At 59.0% G+C, this 23587-nt stretch carries 21 protein-coding genes; 18 read left to right on the plus strand and 3 right to left on the minus strand.

Translation table 11 applies throughout. The features are described from left to right. Nucleotides 1–461: 461 nt before the first annotated feature. The 3 genes from F3I21_RS01430 (at nt 462) to F3I21_RS01440 (ending at nt 3512) form a co-directional block, all read left to right on the plus strand. Nucleotides 462–1883, plus strand: a complete 1422-nt coding sequence (locus F3I21_RS01430) for a carbohydrate porin (protein WP_370515576.1) — start codon at nt 462–464, stop codon at nt 1881–1883. A gap of 166 nt (nt 1884–2049) precedes the next feature. Further along, nucleotides 2050–2727, plus strand: a complete 678-nt coding sequence (locus F3I21_RS01435) for a glutamate racemase (protein WP_150058026.1) — start codon at nt 2050–2052, stop codon at nt 2725–2727. Between the two features lie 80 nt (nt 2728–2807). Next, on the plus strand, nt 2808–3512 hold the full coding sequence (locus tag F3I21_RS01440) for a pirin family protein (protein WP_150058028.1): 705 nt from the start codon (nt 2808–2810) through the stop codon (nt 3510–3512). A gap of 116 nt (nt 3513–3628) precedes the next feature. On the opposite strand, the gene F3I21_RS01445 is transcribed toward F3I21_RS01440, so the two are convergent. Continuing rightward, complete coding sequence (locus F3I21_RS01445) at nt 3629–4087, minus strand: RpiB/LacA/LacB family sugar-phosphate isomerase (RefSeq protein WP_141495417.1); 459 nt, start codon at nt 4085–4087, stop codon at nt 3629–3631. Nucleotides 4088–4520: 433 nt separating this feature from the next. On the opposite strand from F3I21_RS01445, the gene F3I21_RS01450 reads away from it, so the two are divergent. From F3I21_RS01450 to F3I21_RS01500, 11 genes are all read left to right on the plus strand, one after another. Next, the gene (locus F3I21_RS01450) at nt 4521–5855 is read left to right on the plus strand and encodes an MFS transporter (RefSeq protein WP_058769829.1); all 1335 of its coding nucleotides are present in this window, start codon (nt 4521–4523) and stop codon (nt 5853–5855) included. Nucleotide 5856: 1 nt separating this feature from the next. Then, nucleotides 5857–7602: a dihydroxyacetone kinase family protein gene (locus F3I21_RS01455; protein ID WP_150058030.1), complete on the plus strand. Its 1746-nt coding sequence runs from the start codon at nt 5857–5859 to the stop codon at nt 7600–7602. 2 nt (nt 7603–7604) lie between these two features. Then, nucleotides 7605–8381, plus strand: coding sequence for a triose-phosphate isomerase family protein (locus F3I21_RS01460; protein ID WP_058758583.1), 777 nt, complete (start codon nt 7605–7607; stop codon nt 8379–8381). Then, nucleotides 8378–9196 carry a sugar phosphate isomerase/epimerase gene (locus F3I21_RS01465; protein ID WP_150058032.1) on the plus strand — a complete coding sequence of 273 codons (819 nt, stop codon included), beginning with the start codon at nt 8378–8380 and terminating at the stop codon, nt 9194–9196. Before F3I21_RS01460 ends, F3I21_RS01465 begins: the two co-directional genes overlap by 4 nt. Continuing rightward, the gene (locus F3I21_RS01470) at nt 9193–10050 is read left to right on the plus strand and encodes a phosphogluconate dehydrogenase C-terminal domain-containing protein (protein WP_150058034.1); all 858 of its coding nucleotides are present in this window, start codon (nt 9193–9195) and stop codon (nt 10048–10050) included. The genes F3I21_RS01465 and F3I21_RS01470 overlap by 4 nt, the downstream gene beginning before the upstream one ends. 108 nt (nt 10051–10158) lie before the next feature. Then, nucleotides 10159–11124 (plus strand): sugar-binding transcriptional regulator, encoded by a 966-nt coding sequence (locus tag F3I21_RS01475; RefSeq protein ID WP_021506007.1) that lies wholly within the window; start codon nt 10159–10161, stop codon nt 11122–11124. 156 nt (nt 11125–11280) lie between these two features. Then, nucleotides 11281–12384 carry an ABC transporter ATP-binding protein gene (locus tag F3I21_RS01480; RefSeq protein WP_058758581.1) on the plus strand — a complete coding sequence of 368 codons (1104 nt, stop codon included), beginning with the start codon at nt 11281–11283 and terminating at the stop codon, nt 12382–12384. A 27-nt stretch (nt 12385–12411) separates the two neighbouring features. After that, nucleotides 12412–13689: an ABC transporter substrate-binding protein gene (locus F3I21_RS01485; RefSeq protein ID WP_150058036.1), complete on the plus strand. Its 1278-nt coding sequence runs from the start codon at nt 12412–12414 to the stop codon at nt 13687–13689. A 10-nt stretch (nt 13690–13699) separates the two neighbouring features. Continuing rightward, a complete protein-coding gene (locus tag F3I21_RS01490; RefSeq protein ID WP_150058038.1) occupies nt 13700–14611 on the plus strand; it encodes a carbohydrate ABC transporter permease in 912 nt (303 codons plus the stop codon). Continuing rightward, a complete protein-coding gene (locus F3I21_RS01495; protein WP_150058040.1) occupies nt 14608–15426 on the plus strand; it encodes a carbohydrate ABC transporter permease in 819 nt (272 codons plus the stop codon). Before F3I21_RS01490 ends, F3I21_RS01495 begins: the two co-directional genes overlap by 4 nt. Nucleotides 15427–15438: 12 nt before the next feature. Then, nucleotides 15439–16383, plus strand: a complete 945-nt coding sequence (locus F3I21_RS01500; protein WP_150058042.1) for a metallophosphoesterase — start codon at nt 15439–15441, stop codon at nt 16381–16383. On the opposite strand, the gene F3I21_RS01505 is transcribed toward F3I21_RS01500, so the two are convergent. Further along, nucleotides 16367–17035: an MmcQ/YjbR family DNA-binding protein gene (locus F3I21_RS01505; RefSeq protein WP_127834765.1), complete on the minus strand. Its 669-nt coding sequence runs from the start codon at nt 17033–17035 to the stop codon at nt 16367–16369. The two genes, F3I21_RS01500 and F3I21_RS01505, sit on opposite strands and share 17 nt — an antisense overlap. A 228-nt stretch (nt 17036–17263) precedes the next feature. Here F3I21_RS01505 and rluF point away from each other — a divergent pair, with 228 nt between their 5' ends. Beyond that, nucleotides 17264–18145 (plus strand): 23S rRNA pseudouridine(2604) synthase RluF, encoded by an 882-nt coding sequence (gene rluF, locus F3I21_RS01510; RefSeq protein WP_150058044.1) that lies wholly within the window; start codon nt 17264–17266, stop codon nt 18143–18145. Between the two features lie 46 nt (nt 18146–18191). Here rluF and F3I21_RS01515 read toward each other — a convergent pair whose 3' ends face one another. Further along, entirely contained in the window at nt 18192–19217 is a 1026-nt protein-coding gene (locus tag F3I21_RS01515) for an NADP-dependent oxidoreductase (RefSeq protein ID WP_150058046.1), read from the minus strand. Nucleotides 19218–19522: 305 nt separating this feature from the next. Here F3I21_RS01515 and F3I21_RS01520 point away from each other — a divergent pair, with 305 nt between their 5' ends. From F3I21_RS01520 to F3I21_RS01530, 3 genes are all read left to right on the plus strand, one after another. Further along, a complete protein-coding gene (locus F3I21_RS01520) occupies nt 19523–20593 on the plus strand; it encodes an amidohydrolase (RefSeq protein WP_150058048.1) in 1071 nt (356 codons plus the stop codon). Then, nucleotides 20568–21842 carry an MFS transporter gene (locus F3I21_RS01525; protein WP_132462505.1) on the plus strand — a complete coding sequence of 425 codons (1275 nt, stop codon included), beginning with the start codon at nt 20568–20570 and terminating at the stop codon, nt 21840–21842. The genes F3I21_RS01520 and F3I21_RS01525 overlap by 26 nt, the downstream gene beginning before the upstream one ends. 320 nt (nt 21843–22162) lie before the next feature. Next, entirely contained in the window at nt 22163–23278 is a 1116-nt protein-coding gene (locus F3I21_RS01530) for a beta-propeller fold lactonase family protein (RefSeq protein ID WP_150058050.1), read from the plus strand. The last annotated feature ends 309 nt before the right edge of the window (nt 23279–23587 follow it).

Raw genomic sequence — 23587 nt, forward strand, 5'->3', positions numbered from 1 at the left:
TGTAAGGATAATCCAACCACTAAGCGTAGCAGCGAGGCGCAGGCTTGCCCGAATAATTGCGCCGTCTCATCTGGTTGCCGCATTAAGCGATGCGGCACAGCTCGCAAATTTGTTTTTATTTCTGCTGCTGGCTAAGCAGATTTTCCGTGCCGGAAAAAGCGCCATTCTGCGAATGGGATCGGAAAAGAAAAATTAATTCGCCCGTCTTTTAAGACAGGTCGCAAAGGATTTTTCCATATAAGTAAAAACAGACCTCGAATTAATCAATCATCTTATAACTTCATGTAAAATATCACTTTTTAATTTAATGATATTGATCAAAAAGAACCGCAACCCGCTTATTTATGCTCTCGCTGCGTCAAAGGCAATCCCGTTGTAATTAATGAATGGACATAATAAGAGAGATAAATATGGTGATGCATAAGGCTAAAACCGCGCGCCTGGCGCTGGCTATCGCGGGGATGATGGTGGGTGGCAGTGCAGCGGCACAGTCATTAACGCTGGAGCAGCGTCTGGCCCAGCTGGAAGAGAAAATCGCGCGCGATGAGCAGCAGCAAAAGGAGGCGAGCGCCGGAACAACCAACACGTTCCGTTTTTCCGGCTACGCCCGTTCCGGCCTGCTGATCAATGATAAAGGGCGCGGCGGACGTGCCGGACCTGCTATTTCGCCTGCCAGTTCGATCGGCGGTGATGCGCATATTGGCCGGTTAGGTAATGAAAAAGATCACTACATCGAGCTGGGCTTTCATAATCAAACCCGGTTCAGTAATGGTTCGTGGGCCAATTTCAAAGCGCTGCTGGCAGATGGCTCATCCAGTCCGGACCCGTGGGTGCAGAATAAAGACAATAATCTGAATATCCGCCAGGTGTATGTCGAAATGGGGGATTTCCCCAGCTTCAGCGGTGCTGCCCGGCATGCCTCGCTGTGGGCAGGTAAACGCTTTGACGGCGACAATTTTGATCTGCACTTCACCGATACCGATATCGTCTTTCTTGGCGGCACCGGCGGCGGCATCAGCAACCTGCAATGGAACGAGCAATGGCGCAGCGATTTCTCCATTTATGGCCGCAGTTTTGGCGACCTGGGCAGCAGCCGCTACGACGATAACAACGTGCAAAACCTGTTGCTGACCTCGAACCAGTTTTACGGTAACTGGCAGTGGATGCTGACCGGCATGAGCGCAAACGGCAACGACGAGCTGAAAGGGCGCGCATCGACCACCGGCAGCTATGCGCTGCGCAGTGACGATACGGCAAAGCACGGCGTGTTTACCATGCTGGCCTGGCACGATAAAAACCGCTTCTACGGACTGGCACCGGGCAGCAGCACTCACGCCATTCAGTGGGGGAAAGGCCTGGGCGCAGAAACCCGGCAGATTGGTGGCGACGGCGACTTAACGCGCAACGCCAGCGCGCTGCGACTGGCCACTTTTGGCGTGATGCCATTGAGCGATCGCTGGTCAGTGGCCCCGTCGCTGCTGGCGCAGCACAGCGAGAATCGCTACCGCAAAGGCGATCGCTATGACTGGGCAACCATCAACCTGCGCGCCTCCCAGGCGATTACGGAAAACTTTGCGCTGCAGTATGAAGCATCGTGGCTGTATATGGACCTCAAGCCCAATGGCCGCAGCTATCAGGATGGCGGCAGCATCGCGACGTACAACGCGGTGAAGGGCGACGTGTATAAGCTGACCTTTGCGCCAACATTTAAAGTCGGCAACATCAACGACATGCTGGTGCGGCCGGAGATTCGCCTGTTCGCGACCTGGATGAACTGGTCTAAAGCGCTGGACAACTATGCGCTGAACGATGATTTCGGCAGCGCGGGCTTTACCGCTGGCGGTAGCTGGAACTTTGGCGTACAGGCAGAAGTGTGGTTCTGAGATCGCACTTCGCGCTGACCGGCTGAAGGAGGATTGCTCGGTGCGAGGCGTTGAAACGGCCTCGCACCGCATCCGGCGAAGCCTGCCAGTCAGCGGTAAAGCTGCATTCCGTCACCGATTATGGCTATAGTGCAACGTACTGAACCTGAAGCGATAAGGAATCGTTGTGACCATTGCCTGCCTGCATACCGCCGCCAGTAATATTGCTATTTTTGATGACGCCGCGCAGTCGCTCGGCATTCCGCCTCAGCAAATCAGCCATCTGGTGATGCCACATCTGCTGGCAGAAGCAGAGCTCAGCGGTGGCATGACGCCGGCCCAGCAGCAGCGTCTGGAGCAGCTGTTACTCAGCCTGACGCCGTGGTTCGACGCGATACTGATTACCTGCTCTACCTTAGGTGCCGCCGCGGACAGCCTGCGCGATGCACAACAGCGCTGTGCGGTTTATCGCACTGACCGTATGCTGGCGGACGAAGTGCATCGCCGTGGCGCACCTGCGCTGGTGCTGTGTGCCGCGGAGTCTACGCTGCACAGTACGCGCCAGCTGTTTTGCCCTGAGAGTCTGACACCCGACCAGCGTCCGCAAGTCAGGCTTATCCCTGATGCCTGGGCCGCATTCAAAGCTGGCCGGCTGGACGACTATTACACGCTGATCGCCGATGCCGTCGCTCAGGGACAGCAGCAGGGCGCGGTTCAGGTGGCGTTAGCGCAGGTGTCAATGGCCGGCGCCGCGTCGCGTTTTCCTGTGCCACAGCGGCCACTCACCAGCCCGCACCTGGCGCTCAGCTTCGTACTGCAGCGGACTAAAGGCGCGGACGAAGGTCATTCAAAACCACTGATTTAAGCCAACAAAAAGCCCTACTGTTACGCAATTTTGCAGCCTTTATGATGGTCATCAGAACCTGATTTTTGAGGAAGCCACTGATGAACGTGATTAAAGCGCAGCGTGACCAGCTGTTTGAATACGGTCCCTTTACCATTCGCCGGCAGCGGCCGGGAGAACAACTGGGCGCGCTGGCGATTGTCGACCAGATGACGCTGAAGCCCGGCGCGGTGGTACCGATGCGCCGTCATCAGGATGATGAAATTTTCAGCTATGTCTGGCGCGGCTCGGTGCAGTACCGGCGCGAGGAGGGAGAGACTCTCGCCCTCAACGGCAAACGCGCACTGCTGGTGAACGCGGGCAGTGGGGTACGTCATGAAGAGTCAGCACCGCTGATTGAAAGCGAAATGCTGCAGGCGTACATCCGCCCGGCATCCGGTGGCGGTGAAGGGCAGGTGCAGAGCGTGTACCGGGCAGAAGGGGCGGCACTTAACCAGTGGACGCTGCTGGCCGGTCCGCAGCACAGTGAGGCGCCGCTGACGCTGCGTCAGGCCGTTTACATCTATGACGTCAGGCTGGATCGTGGCGCTCAGATCGAGGTGCCGCATTTGCCGGGTTATGCCAGCTGGGTCACGGTGCTGGAGGGTATTGCACGCACCGGGGATGTGCGACTGCAAAAGGGCGATGCGGTAAGCGATAGCGCTGCCTTGCCGGCTATCCACGGTGAACGCGACGCCCTGCTGGTCGCCTTTCTGGTGCAGCAGGATGCGCCTGCGGTGCTCAGCGGTACGCTAAGCGGCAGTTAAAACACCGGGTATGACACGGCTGGCATGCACCAAAGTGGCCAGTCGTGTCAGCGTGCCGCTGGCGATGTCACCCACTCAGGCGCTGCCGGCTTTGCAACTCAGCGCCCGATGACACATTATTTCGCGTGTGACACCTGTTCGTAGTAACCGATCTTCTCCACTTTGGCGGTCGAACCGCCCCCTTCAAACTCGGATGCCAGCCAGGCGTTAACGATGTTTTTCGCCAGTTCCGGCCCGATTACGCGTGAGCCCATGGTCATGATCTGCGCATTATTACTTTTGCGCGCGCGCTCGGCGGAGAAGGTGTCATGACACTGCGCGGCGCGCACGCCCTCCACTTTATTGGCAACAATCGCGACGCCGATGCCGGTGCCACACAGCAAAATGCCGCGCTCAAACTGCTTTTGCTGCACTGCCGTCGCCAGCGCAAACGCCACGTCCGGATACATCGGGCGGTCATTGTGCGCGTCGTTACTGTAATCAGTTACCTGATAGTCCTGCTCTTCCAGCAGTTTTTTAATGATGTTTTTCAAATCGATAGCCGCATCATCGGCACCAATAGCGATAGTTTTCATCACGTCTCTCCAGTGATACAGGGTCTGACACCTGCACATATGTTCGTCAGGTGATTAGATGTTCACTGACAGCCTGCCACAAAATCAAACATATGTTCAATATGTGTTCATATGATTTAGCGATCGACCACGCAAAATCTCGTGCCAACGCTGCCGCCATGGTCGCGAAATGCCGCTCTGCTGCGAAAAATCCTGAAAATGTCGCTGAAATCAAATCTCATGCGCATTGTCACACTTTCGCCAACTGCGCTTGAGGATTGATCAAATATACGTGTAGTGTTCATTTGTTCGCATGACCCTATCCATGTACAAGAAGACCCACTGAGGACTCGAACATGTGTCATTTGCTTCTTACCTCGCATTCTGTCTGTCGCCAGCGCCGGTTTTGCGCCTGGCCAACACCGTCTCACTGCGCACGTTCCGGAGGTGCGTTATGAATCAGTCTGCTGTCAGCGCGGTTGAGCAGACCGCAATCCGCAAAATCTCCTGGCGCCTGGTACCGTTTGTGGCGCTGATGTTCTTTATCAACTTCCTCGATCGCACCGCCATTTCCTTTGCCGGCCCAAACGGCATGACGCAGGACCTCGGCCTCAGTGCGCTGCAGTTTGGTCTCGCCTCCGGCATCTTCTTTATTGGTTACATCCTGCTGGAAGTGCCCAGCAACCTGGCGCTGCATAAGTTCGGCGCGCGGCGCTGGCTGGCGCGCATCATGATCAGCTGGGGCATCGTCTCGCTGCTGTTTACCTGGGTCAGCAGTGTCGAAGGGCTGTACACGCTGCGCCTGCTGCTGGGGATTGCCGAGGCCGGTTTCTTCCCGGGCGCCATCCTGTATCTCAGCCTGTGGGTGCCGGCGCGCCACCGCAGCAAAATTCTCTCGCTGTTCTACCTGGCACAACCGCTGACGGTGGTATTTGGCGCACCGCTGGCTGCCTCGCTGATTGAGCAGCACGGGCTGTTTGGCCTGGAGGGCTGGCGCGTAATGTTTATGGGCGTATCGCTGCCGGCGATCCTCATCGGGATTGTGGCGCTGTTCTGGCTGGTGGACTCGCCGCGTCAGGCGAAGTGGCTGAATGACGACGAGAAAAACTGGTTGATAGCCGAACTGGAAGCGGAACATCAGCACAAGCAGGGCCAGCACCCGCACAGCGTGCGTTCGGTGATGGGCAACAGCCGCGTGTGGATGCTGTGCCTGATCTACTTCGGCTTTATTTACGGCCTGTACGCGCTGGCGTTCTTCCTGCCGACCATTATCGCCGGCTTCCAGCAGCAGTTTGGCACCACCTTCAACGTGATGCAGAAAGGGCTGATCACCGGCGTGCCGTACCTGATCGCCGCCGTCGTGATGTTTTTCTGGTCGCGGGATGCCGCGCGGCGTGGCTGTAAAACCTGGCACATCGCGATTCCTGCGGTCGCGGGCGGCGTCAGCGTACCGCTGGCGCTGTACATGGATTCACCGTTTACCACCATCCTGGTGATCGCCGTAACGGCCAGCGCCATCTTCGCCGCGTTACCCAATTTCTGGACGCTGCCAACGCAGTTCCTGACCGGCGCATCGGCCGCGGCGGCGATTGCGCTGATTAACACCCTGGGCAACGTGGCGGGTTTCTCCGCCGGTTACATCACCGGCGCACTGCATGATGCCACTCACAGTTATGTGTTACCGATGTTCGTGGTCGGCGGTTTTATGCTGCTCTCCGCTGTATTGATGCTGTTCCTCAATCGCCGTCGCGCGCAGCCTCTGCCAGCCTCATTTGTACAGGAGCAATAACATGACGTACCTGTTTAACCAGCCATCCGCGTTTGCCGCGGAACTGATCGAAGGCTTTGTGGCCGCCAACGCCGATAAAGTACGCCAGGTGAGCGGTGGCGTGGTGCGCAGCACGCGCAGCCAGCCGGATACCGTGGCGGTGATTGTCGGTGGCGGTTCCGGTCACTATCCCGCCTTTGCCGGATTGGTCGGCCAGGGCCTGGCGCACGGGGCGGCAATGGGCAACCTGTTCGCTTCGCCGTCGGCGCAGCAAATCTATAACGTCGCGCGCGCGGCGCATAACGGCGCGGGTGTGCTGTTGCTGTTTGGAAACTATGCCGGTGACGTGCTGCATTTTGGTCAGGCGTGCGAGCGGCTGCGCGCTGAAGGTATTGCCTGTGAGGTGCTGGCGGTAACGGATGATGTGTCCAGCGCCAGCCACGATGAGCGTCTGAAGCGACGCGGCGTCGCTGGCGATCTGTGTGTGTTTAAAGTGGCGGCGGCCGCGGCAGAAGCGGGTGACGATCTGGCTACGGTGCTGAAAAAAGCGCAGCACGCCAACGATCGCACCCGCACCTTTGGCGTGGCATTTTCCGGCTGTACGCTGCCGGGCGCTTCGCATCCGCTGTTTGAGGTAGAGAAAGGGCGCATGGCGCTCGGGCTGGGCATCCACGGTGAGCCGGGCATCAGCGAAACAGCGGTGCCGCGCGCCGACGAGCTGGCAGAAATCTTTGTCGACCGGCTGCTGAGTGAGCGGCCAGCGGATGTGGCGCAGGTGGCGGGACAGCGCGTGGCGGTAATCCTCAATGGTCTCGGTTCAGTCAAGTATGAAGAGCTGTTTGTGGTGTATCGCCGCATCGCCCAGCTGCTGTCGGCGGCGCAGTTGCAGGTGGTGGAGCCGGATGTCGGCGAATTCGTTACCAGTTTTAACATGGCGGGCGTCTCGCTGACGCTGATGTGGCTCGATGATGAGCTGGAAACGCTGTGGCGCGCGCCGGCCAATACGCCAGCCTACCGCAAAGGCAGCGTCCTGATTGCCGAACCGCTCAGCGCCGCCGAGTGCGAAGAGATCCGTGAAGAGACGTTACCGCAGGCCAGCACCGCATCACAACACAGCGCCCGGCGCGTTCTTGAGCTGCTGGAAGCGGTGGCAGTGATGATTCAGCGTCATGCCGGCCAGCTGGGCGACATTGATGCGGTAGCGGGCGACGGCGATCACGGCATTGGTATGGAGCGCGGCGTACTCGGCGCAGTGGAAAAGGCGCGTGAGGTGGCCGCGCGTGGCGCCGGCGCTGGCAGTCTGCTGTGTCGCGCCGCCGATGCCTGGGCGGATAAAGCGGGCGGCACGTCCGGAGCCCTGTGGGGCGTGGCACTGACCGCGCTCGGCACCGCGCTGGGCGACAGCGCGGCAGCGGATGCACCACGCGTCGCTGCCGGCGTCCGGGATGCCAAAGAGGGCATTATGCACTTCGGCAAAGCGCGCGTCGGTGATAAAACCATGGTTGACGTGCTGGTTCCGTTTAGCGACACGCTGAGCGCTGCGGTCGCGCAGGGCGCATCACTCACCGAAGCCTGGTTACGTGCGGCAGTGGTGGCGGAGCAGGCCGCGCAGGCCACCGCACAGCTGGTACCGAAAGTGGGGCGTGCACGGCCGCTGGCAGAAAAAAGCGTTGGCACGCCGGACGCCGGTGCGGTTTCACTGGCGATGATCGTCAACACCGTTGGCAATCTGTTAAAAGAACACAGTGCATCTGAACAGGGAGCGTAATTATGGCTCAGCCTAAAATCTGGCTTGGCGTCAGCCTGAAAATGTATTTCGGTTATCAGCAAACGCTGGCGTGGTGTCGCGAGGTTGCGACGCTGGCGCAGCATCCGGCGGTGCAGCGCGGTGATGTCGGGCTGTTTGTGCTGCCCGCTTATCCGGCCATCCCGGCGGTAACGGAGATCTTTGCCGGCACGCCGGTGCGCGTCGGCGCGCAGGACGTGTGTCAGGCGGAAAACGGTGCCTGGACCGGTGAGGTCAGCGCCAGCATGCTGCAGGAGCTGGGGTGCTCACTGGCAGAGATCGGTCACGCTGAACGCCGTCGCCATTTTCATGAAGATAAAACGCAGATTGCCGCCAAAGTGGCGATGGCGTTGCGTTATCGCCTGACCCCGGTGCTGTGCATCGGTGAACCGCAGCAGGGCACGCCCGAGCAGGCGATTGCGCTGTGCCAGCAGCAGCTGCAGGAGGCGCTGGCGGAGGCCGCGCAACATGCGCTCAGCGGTGAGGTGTTGTTTGCTTACGAACCGCAGTGGGCCATCGGTGCGCCGCAGCCGGCGCCGGACAGCTACATCCGCGCGGTGTGCAGCGGGCTACAGCAGCTGACGACGCCAGACGGCATCACGCTGCGGGTGATTTACGGCGGCAGCGCCGGTCCGGGCCTGATTCAGCGCCTCGGCGGTGATGTCAACGGCCTGTTCCTCGGCCGCTTTGCCCACGATCCGCAGGCGCTGGCGCAAATCGTGCAGGAAGCCAGTGCGCTGGCTGAGGAGCTGCCGTCATGAGCCGCATTGGACTCAGTACCTACGCCTTTTTCTGGCGTATGTCGCCCCAGGTGCCACAGCCGCTCACGCTGGCGCAGATGTTGCAGCACACCGCCGATCTCGACGTGTCGGTATTTCAGATTTGCGACTACCCGGCAATTGAGCAGTGGTCAGATGAACAGCTGCTGGCGCTGCGTCAGCAGGCGGATGCGCTTGGCATCACGCTGGAGCTGGGTACGCGCGGTCTCGGCAGCGCGCACCTGCGCCGCTATCTGCACATCGCCGCCATTCTCGACGCGCGCGTGGTGCGCTCAATGTTCAACACCGCCGATCACCGGCCATCGCTGGATGAAGCGGCCAATCTGATTGCTGCCGTGCTGCCGGATTTTGCTCGCCAGCAGGTGCGGCTGTGCCTGGAAACCTACGAACAGGTCAGCAGCGCGGCGATGATGTCGGTGATCAACCGCTTTCTCTCGCCGTGGCTGTGCGTCTGTCTCGATCCGGCCAACTGCGTCGCCGGACTGGAACTGCAGGAGCAGGTGATCGCCAATACCGCTGCACGCGTCGGCAATCTGCACATCAAAGATTTCGCCTTTACCCGCCGTGCCGGCTGGGTCGGTTTTACCCTGGCCGGCTGTCCGATGGGCGAAGGGAAGCTGGATTATGACCGGCTGATCGCCAGCGTGCGGCCGGCCGATCGCGACATCAACCAAATCATCGAACACTGGTTGCCGTGGCAGGACAATGCCGCGCAGACCTGCGCGCGGGAAGCCGAATGGACCCGCCGCGCCGTTGAATTCCTACGCAGTAAACAAGATCAGGAGTCGTTAACATGAGCAAGGCATTGAAAACCATCACCGTGATCGGCGCAGGCGGCAAAATGGGCATGCGTATTTCCGCTAATTTGCAGCACAGCGCTTATCAGGTGTTTTACTGCGAGAATTCACCGCAGGCGCAGCAGCAGGTGACTGCACAGAGACGCGAGCTGTCGGATGCCGCGTCGGTGGTGCCGCTGAGTGACGTGGTGATCCTCGCCGTGCCGGATATCGTACTGGGCAAAGTCTCGCAAAGCGTGGTGCCACAGATGCAAAGCGGTGCGGTGCTGCTGACGCTCGATCCGGCCGCGGCCTACGCCAACCTGATCGCCCAGCGTGACGGCATCGAGTATGCGGTCGCGCACCCGTGCCATCCGTCGGTATTTCTGGCCCGCTACACCAAAGAGGAGCACGCCGATGCGTTTGGTGGCGTCGCTGCCGTTCAGCACGTCGCGGCAGCCTGGGAAAGCGGCAGCGCTGAACAGAAGGCAGAGCTGAGTAAGGTGATTAGCGTGATGTACGGCCCGGTTGATCAGGTGCACTGGGTCACGGTGACGCAACTGGCGTATCTGGAACCGACGCTGGTCGAAACCGTCGCCTGCATGGTCGGTGCCTTCATGAAAGAGGCGCTGGATGAAACGGTAAAACACAGCGGCGTCCCGGAAGAGGCAGCGAAGGCCATGCTGTACGGCCATATTCAGATTGCGCTGGCGGTGGCTTTCCGCGCCACTAACCCGTTCTCGGATGCCTGCATGATCGCCATGGAGTATGGCCGCGAGAAGATCATCAAACCGGACTGGAAACAGATCTTCGACCAGCAAGAGCTGGATAAGGTTATTGCCCGCATGCTGAAAATTGACGCCATTCAGCGTTAAGCGTGACAGCCGCGGCGACTCGCGGCGTTGCTGGCTGGCGAAGCGAGTCGCATCAATGATATAACTCCCTGCTGAGTACTCCGCACGACGATACAAGACAGGTAACGGATGGAAAAAAACACGCTTTCTCAGGACTCCGAGCTGCTGACGGAAATTGCCGTCGCCTACTATCAGGACGAAATCACCCAGGAGGAGATTGCGCGTAAGTTTGGGATTTCCCGTATCAAGGTGGGACGACTGCTGAAACGCGCGCGTGAAGAGGGCATCGTCGAGATCAATGTGCGCTACCATCCGGTGTTCAGTACGCGGCTGGAACAGCAGTTGCAGACGCGCTTTCCTCATCTGCAGCGCGCGCTGATTGCCCTCGATTCGCCAGACAGCGACGAACAGCGGCGTCAGGTGGCGGCGCTGGTGTCGGCGCATCTCGCGCAGTCGCTGAAAGACAACGCCATTGTCGCCGTGGGCCAGGGGCGCAACGTGGCGGCCGTCGCCGATTATCCCGGTCAGGTGCCGACGCGCAACTGCCTGTTTATCAGCGGCATCGGCGGCACCCATCGTCCGGGGGATGCCATCAACGCGGACCACATCAGTCGCCGGCTGGCCAAAAAGTTTGGCGGCATCAGCGAAACCCTGTACGCCCCGGCTTACGTCGAAAACCGGGCGCTGCGTGACGCTTTCATGCAAAACGGCACCATCAAAGAGACGCTCGACCGCGCGCGCAAAGCGGATGTGGCACTGGTGGGCATCGGCGACATGAACGAAAACAGCTATATGGTGAAGCTCGGCTGGTTCACACCGCATGAGATCATTGATGCCAGCGTCAATCAGGGCGTGACCGGTGATGTGGCCGGCTATGATTTTTTTAATGCTCAGGGCCAGCACGTGGATACGGTGATGAACGACCGGGTAATTGGCCTGAGTATCGACGAGCTGCGTAAAATTCCCTGCGTGATTGCCATTGCCGCTGAAAACACCAAAGCCATGGCGATCCTCGGCGCGCTGCGTACCGGCGCTATCGACATCATTGCCACCACGGCGCAGAACATCCGCACCATTCTGAGCATGTCGCAGTAACGCATAAACGCCTGCCCGGCGCGGCCTGCGGGCGTGCCGGGTGAGGGGGATTCTGCGGCAGGTCGCTGTCCATCACCCAACCGTCACGTCAGCGCCATAAATCTTTCATCCGCCTCAGCTAGCTTACCGCCATTCTGATTTCAGGACTGCGGATGCATGAGCCATCTCTCGCTGCAACACATCACCAAAACCTGGGGCGATAAAATCGCGCTGCAGGATATCAGCTTCGACGTGGCGCAAGGCAGTTTCGTCGCACTGCTGGGGCCTTCAGGCTGCGGTAAATCGACGCTGTTGCGCACCCTCGCCGGGCTGGAAACGGCCGACAGCGGCCGCATTTATTTCAATCACACCGACGTCACGCCTCTGCCACCGGCGCAGCGCAAGCTGTCGATGGTGTTTCAGTCTTACGCGCTGTTTCCTCACCTGAGCGTGCGGGAGAATCTGCTGTTTGGCCTGAAGGCGCGCGGTGAAGATAAGCAACAGTTTGCCGCCCGGCTGGCGCAGGTCAGCGCACTGCTTGAACTGGAACCGCTGCTGGCGCGCCTTCCTTCACAGCTCTCCGGCGGGCAGCAGCAGCGCGTGGCGCTGGGCAGGGCGGTGATCGCCAACAATACGCTGTGCCTGATGGATGAGCCATTATCCAACCTGGATGCCAAACTGCGTCAGAGCATGCGGCGCGAAATCCGCGCGCTGCAAAAGCAGCTCGGGCTGACCATGTTATACGTCACCCACGATCAGACCGAAGCGATGAGCATGGCCGATCACATCATTCTGCTCAACGATGGCCGCATTGAGCAGCACGGCACGCCAGACCAGCTCTACAACCAGCCGGCGAGCTGTTTTGCCGCGCAGTTTATTGGCGCACCGCCAATGAATATCCTGCCACTGCACAGCAAAGGCGCGCATCACTACCTCAGCCATCTCAGCACACCGCTGCTGAGCTATGCCGGCGAAACGGCGCTGAGTCTGGGCCTGCGCGCGGAGGATATCCAGCTGGTCGCCCCGCAGCAGGCCGCGCTGAGTGCGCGGGTAGTGAGCTACGAATACATGGGCGCGGATACGCTGCTGGTCTGTCGGTTGCCCGGCATAACGGAATCACTGACCGTCAAAGTGCCCGGCCTGCAGCGCTTCACGGATGACAGCCTGGTCGGCCTGCAGTGGTCCACCAGCCGGCAATACCTGTTTTCCACCACCAGCGGCCAGCGCTGTGTCGCTGCTGAACACCCGATGTTGCTGGCTGAGAAAAAATACGCTGTTTAACCGTTGTCGTTTATTCAAGGGAAAATCATGTCTGCGCTCCGTTTCTCGCCTCTGGCTTGTGTCGTTATGCTGTGTGCCTCCGCGTCGGTGTTTGCTGCTGAGCCGGTGAAGTTACAGATGTACTATCCGATTGCGGTCGGCGGTAAAGTCAGCCACACCGTGGAAGCCCTGGTGGCGGATTTTGAAAAACAGCACCCTGAGATCAGCATTCAGCCGGTCTACACCGGCGATTACGCCACCACCGTGACCAAAGCGCTGACGGCGTTTCGCGGCGGTAACGCACCGCAGCTGGCGGTAATGGGCGATATTGAAGCCTGGTCGCTGATGGATGCCGGTGCCATCGTCGCCGCCAGCGATTTAGCCCCGGGTGAAGAGGGCAAACAGTGGATCGACAGCTTCTATCCGGCCTTTTTGCGTCGCATTGAGGGCAAAGTGTGGGGCGTGCCTTTTCAGCGCTCAACCGTGGTGATGTACTGGAACAAACAGGCATTTGAGAAAGCCGGCCTCGATCCGAATACGCCGCCCGCCACCTGGCAGCAGGTGGTGGCATTCAGCAAAAAACTGACGCTGAAACAGGCCAGCGGCGTCAGCCAGTGGGGCATTGAGATCCCTTCCACGCCGAATGGCTACTGGAATTTCCAGGGGCTGGCTGCCACCAATGGCGGACGGCTGGATAACGGCAAGGGCAACGCCGTGTATTTCAACACACCGGGCAACGTGGAAACCCTGCAGTGGCTGACCGACCTCGGCCAGAAAGAGGAAGTCTCGCCGAAGGGTGCGATTGCCTGGGGCACCACGCCGCAGGACTTTATCAGCGGCAAAACGGCCATGATGGTCACTACCACCGGTAACCTGACCAACGTGCACGATAACGCGACCTTCCCGTTTGGTGTCGCCATGCTGCCGGAGAAAACCCAGCGCGGCAGCCCGACCGGTGGCGGCAACCTGTACGTGTTCAAAAGCGCCTCACCGGCGCAGCAGCAGGCGGCGATGCGCTTCATCCGCTGGGTCACCGCACCGGAACAGGCCGCGCGCTGGAGTATCGCTACCGGCTATGTCGCCACCTCGCCGGCAGCGTGGGACACGGCGGCAATGAAAGCCTATGTGCAGCAGGTGCCTCAGGCACTGGTGGCGCGTGAGCAGCTGAAGTATGCCCAGCCGGAACTCTCGACCTACAACAGCGTGCAGATTCAGGACGCGCTCAATCACGCCATTGAAGCGGCGGTAACGCAGAGCAAAACCCCGGCCCAGGCGCTGGCCGATGCGCAGAAACAGGCTGACCGCCTGCTGAAAAACTATCAGTGACGGCCGCGTGATGAGCTCATTCTCTGGCAGCGCCGCCACGCTGCGCCCGCGCGGGTGGTCATTGCAGCTCAGCGGCTATTTGCTGCTGCTGCCCGCGCTCAGCTTCCTGCTGCTGTTTACCCATTATCCGGCGCTGGCCACGCTGTGGCAGAGCCTGTTCAGCACCGCGCGCGCTTCGCATCCGGCCCATTTTGTCGGGCTGGATAACTATCGCGCGCTGCTGGATGACGACATTTTTATGCAGTCGCTGTGGAATAACCTGCTGTATGCGCTGATCACCATTCCGCTGGCGGTGACGCTGGCGCTGCTGATGGCGCTGGCGGTCAATCGTCGGCTGCGCGGCAACGCGCTGGTGCGTGCGGCCTTCTTCATTCCGTCGCTGCTGCCGATGATCGCCATCGCCAACCTGTGGCTGTTTTTCTACACGCCGCAGCTTGGCATCCTGAATAGCCTGCTGGCATGGTTTTCGCTACCGGCGGTTAACTGGCTCGGCGAGCCGGATACCACGCTGTACTGCCTGATGGCGGTTTCGGTATGGCGCGAGGCGGGCTTTTTCATGATCTTTTATCTCGCCGCGCTGCAGCAGATCGATCCGCGCCTCAGCGAAGCCGCCGCCATTGAAGGCGCATCGCGCGGTTACTTTTTCCGTCGCGTGCAGTGGCCGCTGCTGCTGCCAACCACGTTGTTTGTGCTGATCAACGCCTCGATGAACGCCTTCCGCATTGTCGATCAGGTGATTGCCATGACCAATGGCGGCCCAAACAACAGCAGTAGCCTGCTGCTGTTTTATATCTATCGTACCGCGTTCAGTTTCTGGGACATGCCAGCCGCGTCGGCCATGACGGTAGTGCTGCTGGTGATCCTCGGATCGATTGCGTTGATCAAATTTCATCTGCTGGATAAGCGAGCCCATTATCAATGAAAGCTGTATCCTCTCCGGGCGGTTTTGCGCTCAACCTGCTGATTTGGCTGGCCGCACTGCTGTGGAGCTTGCCGATGCTGGTGGCGCTGTGGATTGCCATTCATCCGGCTGCCGGCCAGGGGCACTTTTCGCTGCTGGCGCCGCTGACGCTGGCGAACTTCATCAATGCCTGGCACGCGGCACCGTTTGCCCGCTACTTCCTCAATACCACGCTGCTGGTGCTGATGATTGTGGTGGTCCAGCTGGTGCTGGCCACGCTGGCCGCTTATGCACTGGTGCGGTTCCGCCTGAAATTTTCCGGTTTCCTCTTCGCGCTGATTCTGCTGCAGCTGATGATCAGCCCGGATGTGCTGATTCTGAATAATTACCGCACCATCAGCGCGCTCGGGCTGCGCGATACCCTGACCGGCATTGCGCTGCCGTACTTTGCCTCGGCGTTCGCCATCTTTCTGCTGCGGCAGACGTTCAAAAGCATTCCGCTGGTGCTGGAAGAGGCGGCAACCGTTGAAGGAGCCAGCCGGTTTTACATTCTGCGCCACATCTACATTCCGCTGGCAAAGCCAATCTATGCGGCATTCGCGCTGGTCTCGATCAGCTTCCACTGGAACGATTTTCTCTGGCCGCTGGTGATCACCGACTCGGTTCAGGTGCGTCCGTTAACCGTCGGGCTGCAGCTGTTTTCCGCGCCGGAGCAGGGCGTGCAGTGGGCGCTGATTGGGGCAGCAACGCTGATGACCACCTTGCCGTTGCTGCTGCTGTTTTTGCTGTTCCAGCGACAGTTTATTCATTCATTCATGCGTGCCGGTATTCGCTAAGGAGAGCCAGAGATGGGATATGCCCATGCGCTAACCGCAGCGCAACGCCAGCGGCTGGGTGATGTCGCTGAGCTGTATCAGTTACCGGATTTACGCGCGGCACCGCTCGACGGCACGCTGCGCTTCGGGCTGCTGGCCGATCCGCAATATGCTGACGTTGAGGCGGATGTCGCGGCGAATCTCTACTATCGTCATGCGCTGCATAAGCTGCCGCAGGCGATAACCGCGCTCAATCAGCAGCCGCTGGATTTTGTCGTTACGCTCGGCGATCTGGTGGATCGCCACTGGGCCAGCTATGCCACGCTGCTGCCGCTCTACGATCGGCTACTCCATCCGCATGCCGTGGTGCTGGGGAATCACGACGCCCAGACCATCGCGCAGCACCTCGATGACGCGCTGCCGCTGCCAAAAAGTTACTATGCCTTTCAGCTGCCGGGCTGGCGCTTTATTGTCTACGACGGCAACGATATCAGCCTGTACTGCAATCAACACAACGGCGACGATCGCCAGCGCGCGGCCGCACTGCTGGTTGATTTACAGGCGCGCCAGCAACCGCAGGCGCAGCCGTGGAATGGCGCAGTCGGTGCGACGCAGCTGGCGTGGCTGGAAACGCAGCTTATTGAGGCCCGCACCTGCGGCCAGCAGGTGGTGGTGTTCGGGCATTATCCGCTGGCACCGGGCTACAGCCACAGTCTGCTCAACGGTGCGCAGCTGGCAGAGCTGTTCTGCCGCTATGACGTGCGCGCCTGTTTTGCCGGCCACGATCACCGTGGCGGCTATCACCGCCGTGCGGATACCGTGTTTATAACCCTGCAGGGGATGCTGGATGGCCCGTCGCGCGTGCCCTTTGCGGTGGTGGAACTGACGGGCGAGACGTTGCGGCTGAGCGGATGGGGCGGCGAAATCAGCCGCGAAGAGGTATACGGTGCCGCGCCGATGGCTAGCCGGCCAGGTTAAAACTGTTGTCAATGCGCAACAAAACCTCGGCCGTCGGGACTGATCCATCCAGACAAAGGGTGACCCAATGCTTTTTGTTCATATGGTAGCCCGGGAAATATACCTCGCCATCGACCAGCGAAGCGATCGCCTGCGGCGAGACTTTAATATTGACGATTTCAATCAGGCTATCATCCGGTCGGCCCAGCTTGCTGCTGTGAATCGTCAACAGCGCGCCGAACCACTTTTGATTATCTTTGCGGCGAAAGATGGCGTTTTCAGGAAAGCGCGGCCATAAGAATTCCAGCTCAGTCTGATACTGCTGTTTCAGGTGCTGAACGATCGCATCGGCCTGCGTTGTTTTGAAATGCTTTTGCGGGAAACATTTTTCTGCGATATCCAGCAAGATAGCATCATGTTCTTCACGAACCTGTCCCACAAAGGCACCGGTGGCAGAAGTAATACGGTGAAGAATGTAATCTTCTCCTGTGACTTTATCGATAATGGTGGCGGCAATGTCACCCTGGGTGGTGATGTTTACCTGCAGGGTGAACTGTTTATTCATCACATCACAGCGGTAGCCGTAATCCTGCCCATCCTTGCGGAAACCGTAAGCCAGCAGCTTTTTCACATTCATTTCCCGGCTGACGAAAAGATGATTTACGTTGTACATTTTCATGCCTGGTTAACGGTGAGATGTTCACAATACCCGGAGTTTACTCAGGGGCGTGCGGGCTATTTTAATCGACAGGAGGGATTTTTATGTGCCATAAATCGCTATGACACCCGGCACCGCTTTTTCGCCCTATCACACCGCCAAGAACAACCGCCACCGGACGCTTAACCCAGCCTTACGCAACGCGCGCACATGCTGTATAGTCCGTTTTTTTTCGGAGGAACCATGCTGCCCAACTCATCCACGCGCCTGAATAAATACATCAGCGAGAGCGGAATCTGCTCGCGCCGTGACGCCGATCGTTACATCGAACAAGGCAACGTTTTCATTAACGGCAAACGCGCCAGCGTCGGTGCGCAGGTGTTCGCCGGGGATGAGGTCAAAGTCAACGGACGGCTGATTGAACCGCGCAACGAAGACGATCTGGTATTAATCGCCCTCAACAAGCCGGTGGGCATTGTCACCACCATGGAAGAGGGCGAGCGTGACAACATTGGTGACTTCGTCAACCACAGCAAACGCGTGTTCCCGATTGGCCGGCTGGATAAAGACTCGCAGGGGCTGATTTTCCTCACCAATCACGGCGATCTGGTGAATAAAATCCTGCGCGCCGGTAACAATCACGAAAAAGAGTACGTGGTCACGGTGGATAAGCCGATCACCGACGAGTTTATTGCTGGTATGGCGGCGGGCGTACCGATGCTCGGCACAGTGACGAAAAAATGCAAAGTGAAGCGGGAGTCGACCTTTGTATTTCGTATTATCCTGGTGCAGGGACTGAACCGGCAGATTCGCCGCATGGCCAAACACTTTGGCTATGAAGTGACGAAGCTGGAGCGCACGCGGATCATGAACGTGAGCCTGAAAGGTATCCCGCTCGGTGAGTGGCGCGATCTGACGGACGATGAACTGATCGACCTGTTTAAGCTGATTGAGGATTCGTCGTCAGAAGATCAAAAAACGCAGCAGGCACAGGCGAAGAAGAAAGCGGCAACGCCCGCCGCGAAAAAACCAGCCGTCAGCGCACCGAAACAGAGTGACAAAACGGGTCAGGGCGCTAACCGCAAGCGCTTTACTCAGCCGGGACGCAAGAAAAAAGGGCGCTGATCGCCCTGACTTGCCGCCGCACCTGAAATGCGGCGGCACAGTGACATTACGCCACTTTCACCACGGTTTTGCCGAAGTTTTTGCCTTTCAGCATATCAATGAACGCCTGCGGCGCATGCTCCAGCCCTTCTACCCTGTGTTCGCGGTACAACACTTTTTGTTGCTCGACCAGCGGCGTCATCGCCTGCAGGAATTCCGGATAGCGATCGCCATAGTCCTGGAAGATGATGAAGCCCTGCATACGGATGCGGCGTTTCAGAATCCCGCCCATGATCAGCGGCGTGCGATCGGGGCCGGGCGGCAGTTCACGACTGCTGTAGCCCGACACCAGGCCACACACCGGCACGCGCGCGGCGGTGTTGAGCAGCGGGAAGACGGCATCGAATACTTTGCCGCCGACGTTTTCAAAATAGATGTCGATACCGTCCGGGCAGGCGGCCGCCAGCTGTTCTGCGAAATCGTCACGATGATGATCGATACAGGCGGAAAAACCGAGGGTGTCAATCGCGTAGCGGCACTTCTCCTCACCGCCGGCCACGCCGACGACGCGACAGCCCTTCAGCTTACCGAGCTGACCGACCGTGGCACCCACCGGTCCGGTGGCGGCGGCGACAACCAGCGTTTCACCGGCTTTGGGCTGACCGATATCCATCAGGCCCATGTAGGCGGTAAAGCCCGGCATACCCAGAATGCCCAGCGCCCAGGATGGATGGGGCAGATGACCGATTTTAGTCACGCCAGTGCCATCGGACAGGGCATAGCTCTGCCAGCCGCTGGCCGCCAGTACCCAGTCACCGGCGCTGAAATCCGGATGCTGCGATTCCGCCACCTGACACACGGTACCGCCGACCATCGGCTGGTCGAGTTGCGCCGGCGGCGCGTAGGATTTGCTGTCATCCATGCGGCCACGCATATACGGGTCGAGCGACAGATAGTGGGTGCGCAGCAGCATCTGTCCCGCCTGCACCTGCGGCAGCGGTTGTTCGACAAAGCGGAAGTTCTCTTTCACCGGCTCGCCGTCCGGGCGTGACGCCAGCAGCCAGGCGTGATTGAGTGAAGCGTGTTGAGTCATAGCATTTCCTTGTTTCTGCGCGGGTAAAACAGCAAGTGTAGCCAATGATCGGTCAGGAAATGGATGATTGATGCGGGGCCGGATGTGCTATCGCGCCATAAGAAGGTGTAGCAGGACATTTGTGATTAACATCTTATTTACATCATTAACATCCCCTTTTTGCTGGCTATCGGTTATGCGGTGAATCTATAGTCAATTTACTATGTAAAACTGTATTTTATCTGGTGCAACTCATGACTTTGGCGATGAGGCACGCCAGCAGCGTTTCAGACCTGATTTAAATCAGGCAGTTAAGAGGGGATACTATGGAGATTGTTAACGCACCGCATCTGCCTGTCAGAGAACACTGGCTGGCACTGCATTGTGAACCCGCTTTGATGCCCGACCTGCCGATGGTCGATGCGCATCATCACTTATGGGACCGCCAGTCAGGGCGTTATCTGGCGCCTGAATTCAGCCACGATATCGAAACATCCGGCCACCGGATCCTCTCCACCGTCTACATTCAGTGCCGTTCAATGCTGCGCCGCAACGGACCGGAGGCCTTCAAACCCGTCGGTGAGGTGGAGTTTGCCAGCGGCGTCGCGTCAATGTTTGACAGCGGCCATTACGGCGCGGCGGCAGGCTGTGAAGCGATTGTCGGCGGTGCCAGCCTGTTGGCTGGCGATGACCTGCTGCCGGTGATTGAAAGCATGACGGAACGTTCAGGCGGACGATTACGCGGGATGCGTAATCCGCTGGCCTGGCACGATGACCCACGCGTGGTATCCAGTCCCGTGACGCCGCCCGCCGGTCTGGCGGCCAGTGCCGCATTCCGGCGCGGTGCCGCATGCCTGGCCTGCAAAGGACTGTCGCTGGATGTCTGGGTTTATCACACTCAACTCCATGAAATCGCTGAGCTGGCACGGGCGCTACCCGATCTGCACATTATTGTGGACCATTGCGGCGGGCCGATCGGTAGCGGGCCGTATGCCGACAAACGGGATGCCACCTTCCATGAATGGAAAAGGGCCATCATTACGCTGGCGGCGTTGCCAAACGTGAGCATCAAAATCAGCGGTTTCGGCATGACCGTCATGGGCTACTCCTTTGCTCAGCATGCCATACCGCCGGACTCTCAGACGCTTTCGCAGGCCTGGCGGCCGCAGTTTGAAACCCTGGTTGACGCATTTGGCGTCGGGCGCTGTATGTTTGCCAGCAACTTCCCCGTCGACAAAGGGATGTTCAGCTACGGCGTATTCTGGAATGCCTGTAAAAGGCTGGCTGAGCACGCTTCGCCGACCGAAAGAGAACAGCTGTTCTGGCGCACCGCGGCTGCATGCTATCGCTTATCCTCCCTGGAGAATATGGATGAATATCAAATCAAGATTGCATGAAGCGCCTCCCCTGGCGCAGGATGAGTCCGCTGCAGCGATCTCGTATACATCGGCAGAAAAAAGGACGCTGGCGCTGGGCGGGTTAGGGTGGACGTTTGAAAGCTATGACTCGTTTTTGCTCTCGCTGTTACTACCGGTACTGGGTGTGGTATTTGATGTCAGCAAAACGGAACTTGGCGTGTTTATCAGCACAACAGCAGGCGGGCAGATTATTGGTGGCATTCTGTTTGGGCTGGTTGCCGATAAAATCGGACGCGTCAGAACGGCCTTCATCTGTATCGCCATCTATTCACTCTTCTCCGGACTGCTGGCGTTCTCCCACAATCCTCAGGCGTTTGCTGCGCTGCGATTCTGCGGTGCGCTGGGTATGGGCGGCATGTGGACGTCAGGAGCGGCACTGATCGCCGAAACATGGCGTCCGGAACGTCGTGCACGCGGTGGCGCGCTGATGCAAATGGGGTTACCGGTGGGGGCGATTCTGGCGATTGGCCTGACGGCGCTGGTGACGGCCCTGACCGGCGGGCTGGAAAACGGCGGCTGGCGCTACCTTTTCATGATTGGTGCACTGCCGGTGTTTATCATGATGGTTATTGCTTATATCACGCCTGAATCACCTGTCTGGCTGGCGCGCCAGCAGGAACGCGCTCACCGCCAGAGCAAAACAGCAGGTACCGGCAAAATCAACCTCAAAGGATTGCTACTGGCATTTACCTTTATCTTTTTCATTCAGTACCTGTTCTGGGGCGTATTTACCTGGACGCCAACCTATCTTCGTGAAGTTAAGCATCTTGATTTTCTTCACAGCCTGAAATTTGTGCTGGCCCTGCAAACCGGTGCCATTGCTGGCTTCCTGGTGTTCTCACTGCTGGCCGATAAGTGGGGGCGCAGGCCGATGTTTCTGCTCTACCTGTTTATCGGTGCGGTGGCGGTCGGCATGTATCTGGCGACCACTCAGCCGCTGATTCTGATGGTCGCCATCTTCATGGCAGGGTTTGGCGTAAACGGAATTTTTGCCGGCTCCGGTCCTTTTCTCGCCGAGATCATTGGCGACACGCAGTCACGCGGCTTTTTAATGGGGCTGGCGTATAACGGCGGGCGCCTGGGCGGCTTTATCGCACCGCTACTGATTGGCTTTGTGGCCAGCGTTGGAGGATTCACCGCCGGGCTGGCCACCACGGTGATCGCCTTTCTTGCCGCGATGGTGGTGGTCTGGTTAGCGCCAGAAACCAAAGGCGTGAAGTTGCAGTAAGCTTTGCACCTGTCGCGCAATCGGCAGGTTAAAACCTGTGACACGGTTGAACACCTGACGCGCTGTCAGGTGTTCAGCCAGTTGTGTGGTATACCCACCGTAGCCAGAATCATCACCGCAAAATCCTGCACCACATCGCGGCCACGCCAGGTGAGCGCGCGCACAAACCCGGACAAAACATCAGGTTCGCCGGCGCGCTAATTGCCTGATTAGCCTGGCTTGCTGGAGAAGTGCCCAGGTGACGTCGGGCAAACTCACATAACAGGCGCATGCTTTACTGCGTATAACCGGGTCTGATTACCCTCATCAAGGAGAACACCATGATAAACAGCCTGCGCACCGTTACGCTGCTGGCGGCAATGACGGTGAGCGCGCCACTGCTGGCGCAGACCTTTGTGTACGTATCCGCCGCCGACGACGGCACCATCGCGCGCTATACGCTGGACGCACGCAGCGGCGCTTTGCAGCTGCTTGGCGACACTGAGGCCGGGGGCAAAGTGATGCCGATGGCGCTCAGTGCGGATCACAAAACGCTGTACGCGGCGATTCGCAGTAAACCACTGCAGCTGGCGAGCTGGCAGATTGACCCGCAGAGCGGCGAGCTTAACAACCGGCACACCGTGCCGGCTGCGGCCAGTTACCCCTACATCAGCACTGACCGTCAGGGACGCTTTCTGCTGGGGGCCTCTTATGACGGCGACGTGGTGCAGGTTTACCGCCTGACGGCCAGCGGCACCATCGCTACGCCGCCGGTCGGCAGCTATAAAACCGGTCATGCGGCGCATTCGGTGATTGTCGATGCCAGCGGTCGGCACGCTTATGTGGGTAATCTTGGCACCGATCGCGTGCTGCAGCTCCGGCTGGGCGCAAACGGCACGCTCAGCGCCCTTGGTAAGGGCGGGGTAGCAACCGCCGCCGATAACGGTCCGCGTCACTCGGTGTTGTCGCCGGATAATCGCTATCTGTACAACATTGGTGAAATGGGCGGCATCATTACCCAGTTCCGACGCGAAACCAGCGGCGAGCTGGTGAAAGTGGCGGAAACGCCCAACGCGGTGGCGGCGCAGTATCATCTGCAACATGGGCGTGAACGGCCGCCGGGTTACAGCGACAGCACGCCGCGCATCTGGTCAGCTGATATCCAGCTGACGCCGGACGGGCGTTTTCTGTATGTCAGCGAGCGCACCAGCAGTACCGTGAGCGGTTATCGTGTTAACCAGCAGGATGGCAAACTGACGCTGATTGGCAGCTGGCCGGTGGAGAAACAGCCGCGCGGCATGGCGATCAGCCCCGATGGTCGCTGGCTGGTGGTGAGCGGTGAGAAGAGTGCGGTTATTGGCAGCTACGCGATTGAGGCGCGCAGCGGGGCGTTGCAGCGGGTGGGCGAGGCGCCAGCCGGCCGGGACGCGAACTGGGTGACCATCGTCAGCTATTAAAATGATCGGGCGCAGGAAACTGCGCCTTATTGCGCGAAATTATTTTATGGATAGCATCGTCTGGCAGCAAAGTGTGATCTGCGACACATTTCTGCCGCTGAAGGCAGATTGCTGCTTTCTGCGGCAGTGACAGCGCAGATATCCCGCCGGCGACCCGCCGATTGCTGCGTTCGATTAGTTTCCTTAAAGCATTCTGTGCCTGATGTCAGGCGCGTATGAACACCGTTTTCGATTACGAAACAATTTGTCGTAGTTATCGGGATGAGCGCCCGCCAGATTCTGGCAGGATACGCCGCACTTAGCGCCTTC

The sequence above is a fragment of the Pantoea sp. B_9 genome, from assembly GCF_008632015.1.
GTDB lineage: Bacteria > Pseudomonadota > Gammaproteobacteria > Enterobacterales > Enterobacteriaceae > Pantoea > Pantoea dispersa.

Bases quoted from the DNA above. Each gene is read 5' to 3' on its own strand.
- F3I21_RS01430 (WP_370515576.1), top strand. From the start codon at position 462: ATGATGGTGGGTGGCAGTGCAGCGGCACAGTCATTAACGCTGGAGCAG.
- F3I21_RS01440 (WP_150058028.1), top strand. From the start codon at position 2,808: ATGAACGTGATTAAAGCGCAGCGTGACCAGCTGTTTGAATACGGTCCC.
- F3I21_RS01445 (WP_141495417.1), bottom strand. From the start codon at position 4,087: ATGAAAACTATCGCTATTGGTGCCGATGATGCGGCTATCGATTTGAAA.
- F3I21_RS01450 (WP_058769829.1), top strand. From the start codon at position 4,521: ATGAATCAGTCTGCTGTCAGCGCGGTTGAGCAGACCGCAATCCGCAAA.
- F3I21_RS01455 (WP_150058030.1), top strand. From the start codon at position 5,857: ATGACGTACCTGTTTAACCAGCCATCCGCGTTTGCCGCGGAACTGATC.
- F3I21_RS01460 (WP_058758583.1), top strand. From the start codon at position 7,605: ATGGCTCAGCCTAAAATCTGGCTTGGCGTCAGCCTGAAAATGTATTTC.
- F3I21_RS01465 (WP_150058032.1), top strand. From the start codon at position 8,378: ATGAGCCGCATTGGACTCAGTACCTACGCCTTTTTCTGGCGTATGTCG.
- F3I21_RS01470 (WP_150058034.1), top strand. From the start codon at position 9,193: ATGAGCAAGGCATTGAAAACCATCACCGTGATCGGCGCAGGCGGCAAA.
- F3I21_RS01475 (WP_021506007.1), top strand. From the start codon at position 10,159: ATGGAAAAAAACACGCTTTCTCAGGACTCCGAGCTGCTGACGGAAATT.
- F3I21_RS01480 (WP_058758581.1), top strand. From the start codon at position 11,281: ATGAGCCATCTCTCGCTGCAACACATCACCAAAACCTGGGGCGATAAA.
- F3I21_RS01485 (WP_150058036.1), top strand. From the start codon at position 12,412: ATGTCTGCGCTCCGTTTCTCGCCTCTGGCTTGTGTCGTTATGCTGTGT.
- F3I21_RS01490 (WP_150058038.1), top strand. From the start codon at position 13,700: ATGAGCTCATTCTCTGGCAGCGCCGCCACGCTGCGCCCGCGCGGGTGG.
- F3I21_RS01495 (WP_150058040.1), top strand. From the start codon at position 14,608: ATGAAAGCTGTATCCTCTCCGGGCGGTTTTGCGCTCAACCTGCTGATT.
- F3I21_RS01500 (WP_150058042.1), top strand. From the start codon at position 15,439: ATGGGATATGCCCATGCGCTAACCGCAGCGCAACGCCAGCGGCTGGGT.
- F3I21_RS01505 (WP_127834765.1), bottom strand. From the start codon at position 17,035: ATGTACAACGTAAATCATCTTTTCGTCAGCCGGGAAATGAATGTGAAA.
- rluF (WP_150058044.1), top strand. From the start codon at position 17,264: ATGCTGCCCAACTCATCCACGCGCCTGAATAAATACATCAGCGAGAGC.
- F3I21_RS01515 (WP_150058046.1), bottom strand. From the start codon at position 19,217: ATGACTCAACACGCTTCACTCAATCACGCCTGGCTGCTGGCGTCACGC.
- F3I21_RS01520 (WP_150058048.1), top strand. From the start codon at position 19,523: ATGGAGATTGTTAACGCACCGCATCTGCCTGTCAGAGAACACTGGCTG.
- F3I21_RS01525 (WP_132462505.1), top strand. From the start codon at position 20,568: ATGAATATCAAATCAAGATTGCATGAAGCGCCTCCCCTGGCGCAGGAT.
- F3I21_RS01530 (WP_150058050.1), top strand. From the start codon at position 22,163: ATGATAAACAGCCTGCGCACCGTTACGCTGCTGGCGGCAATGACGGTG.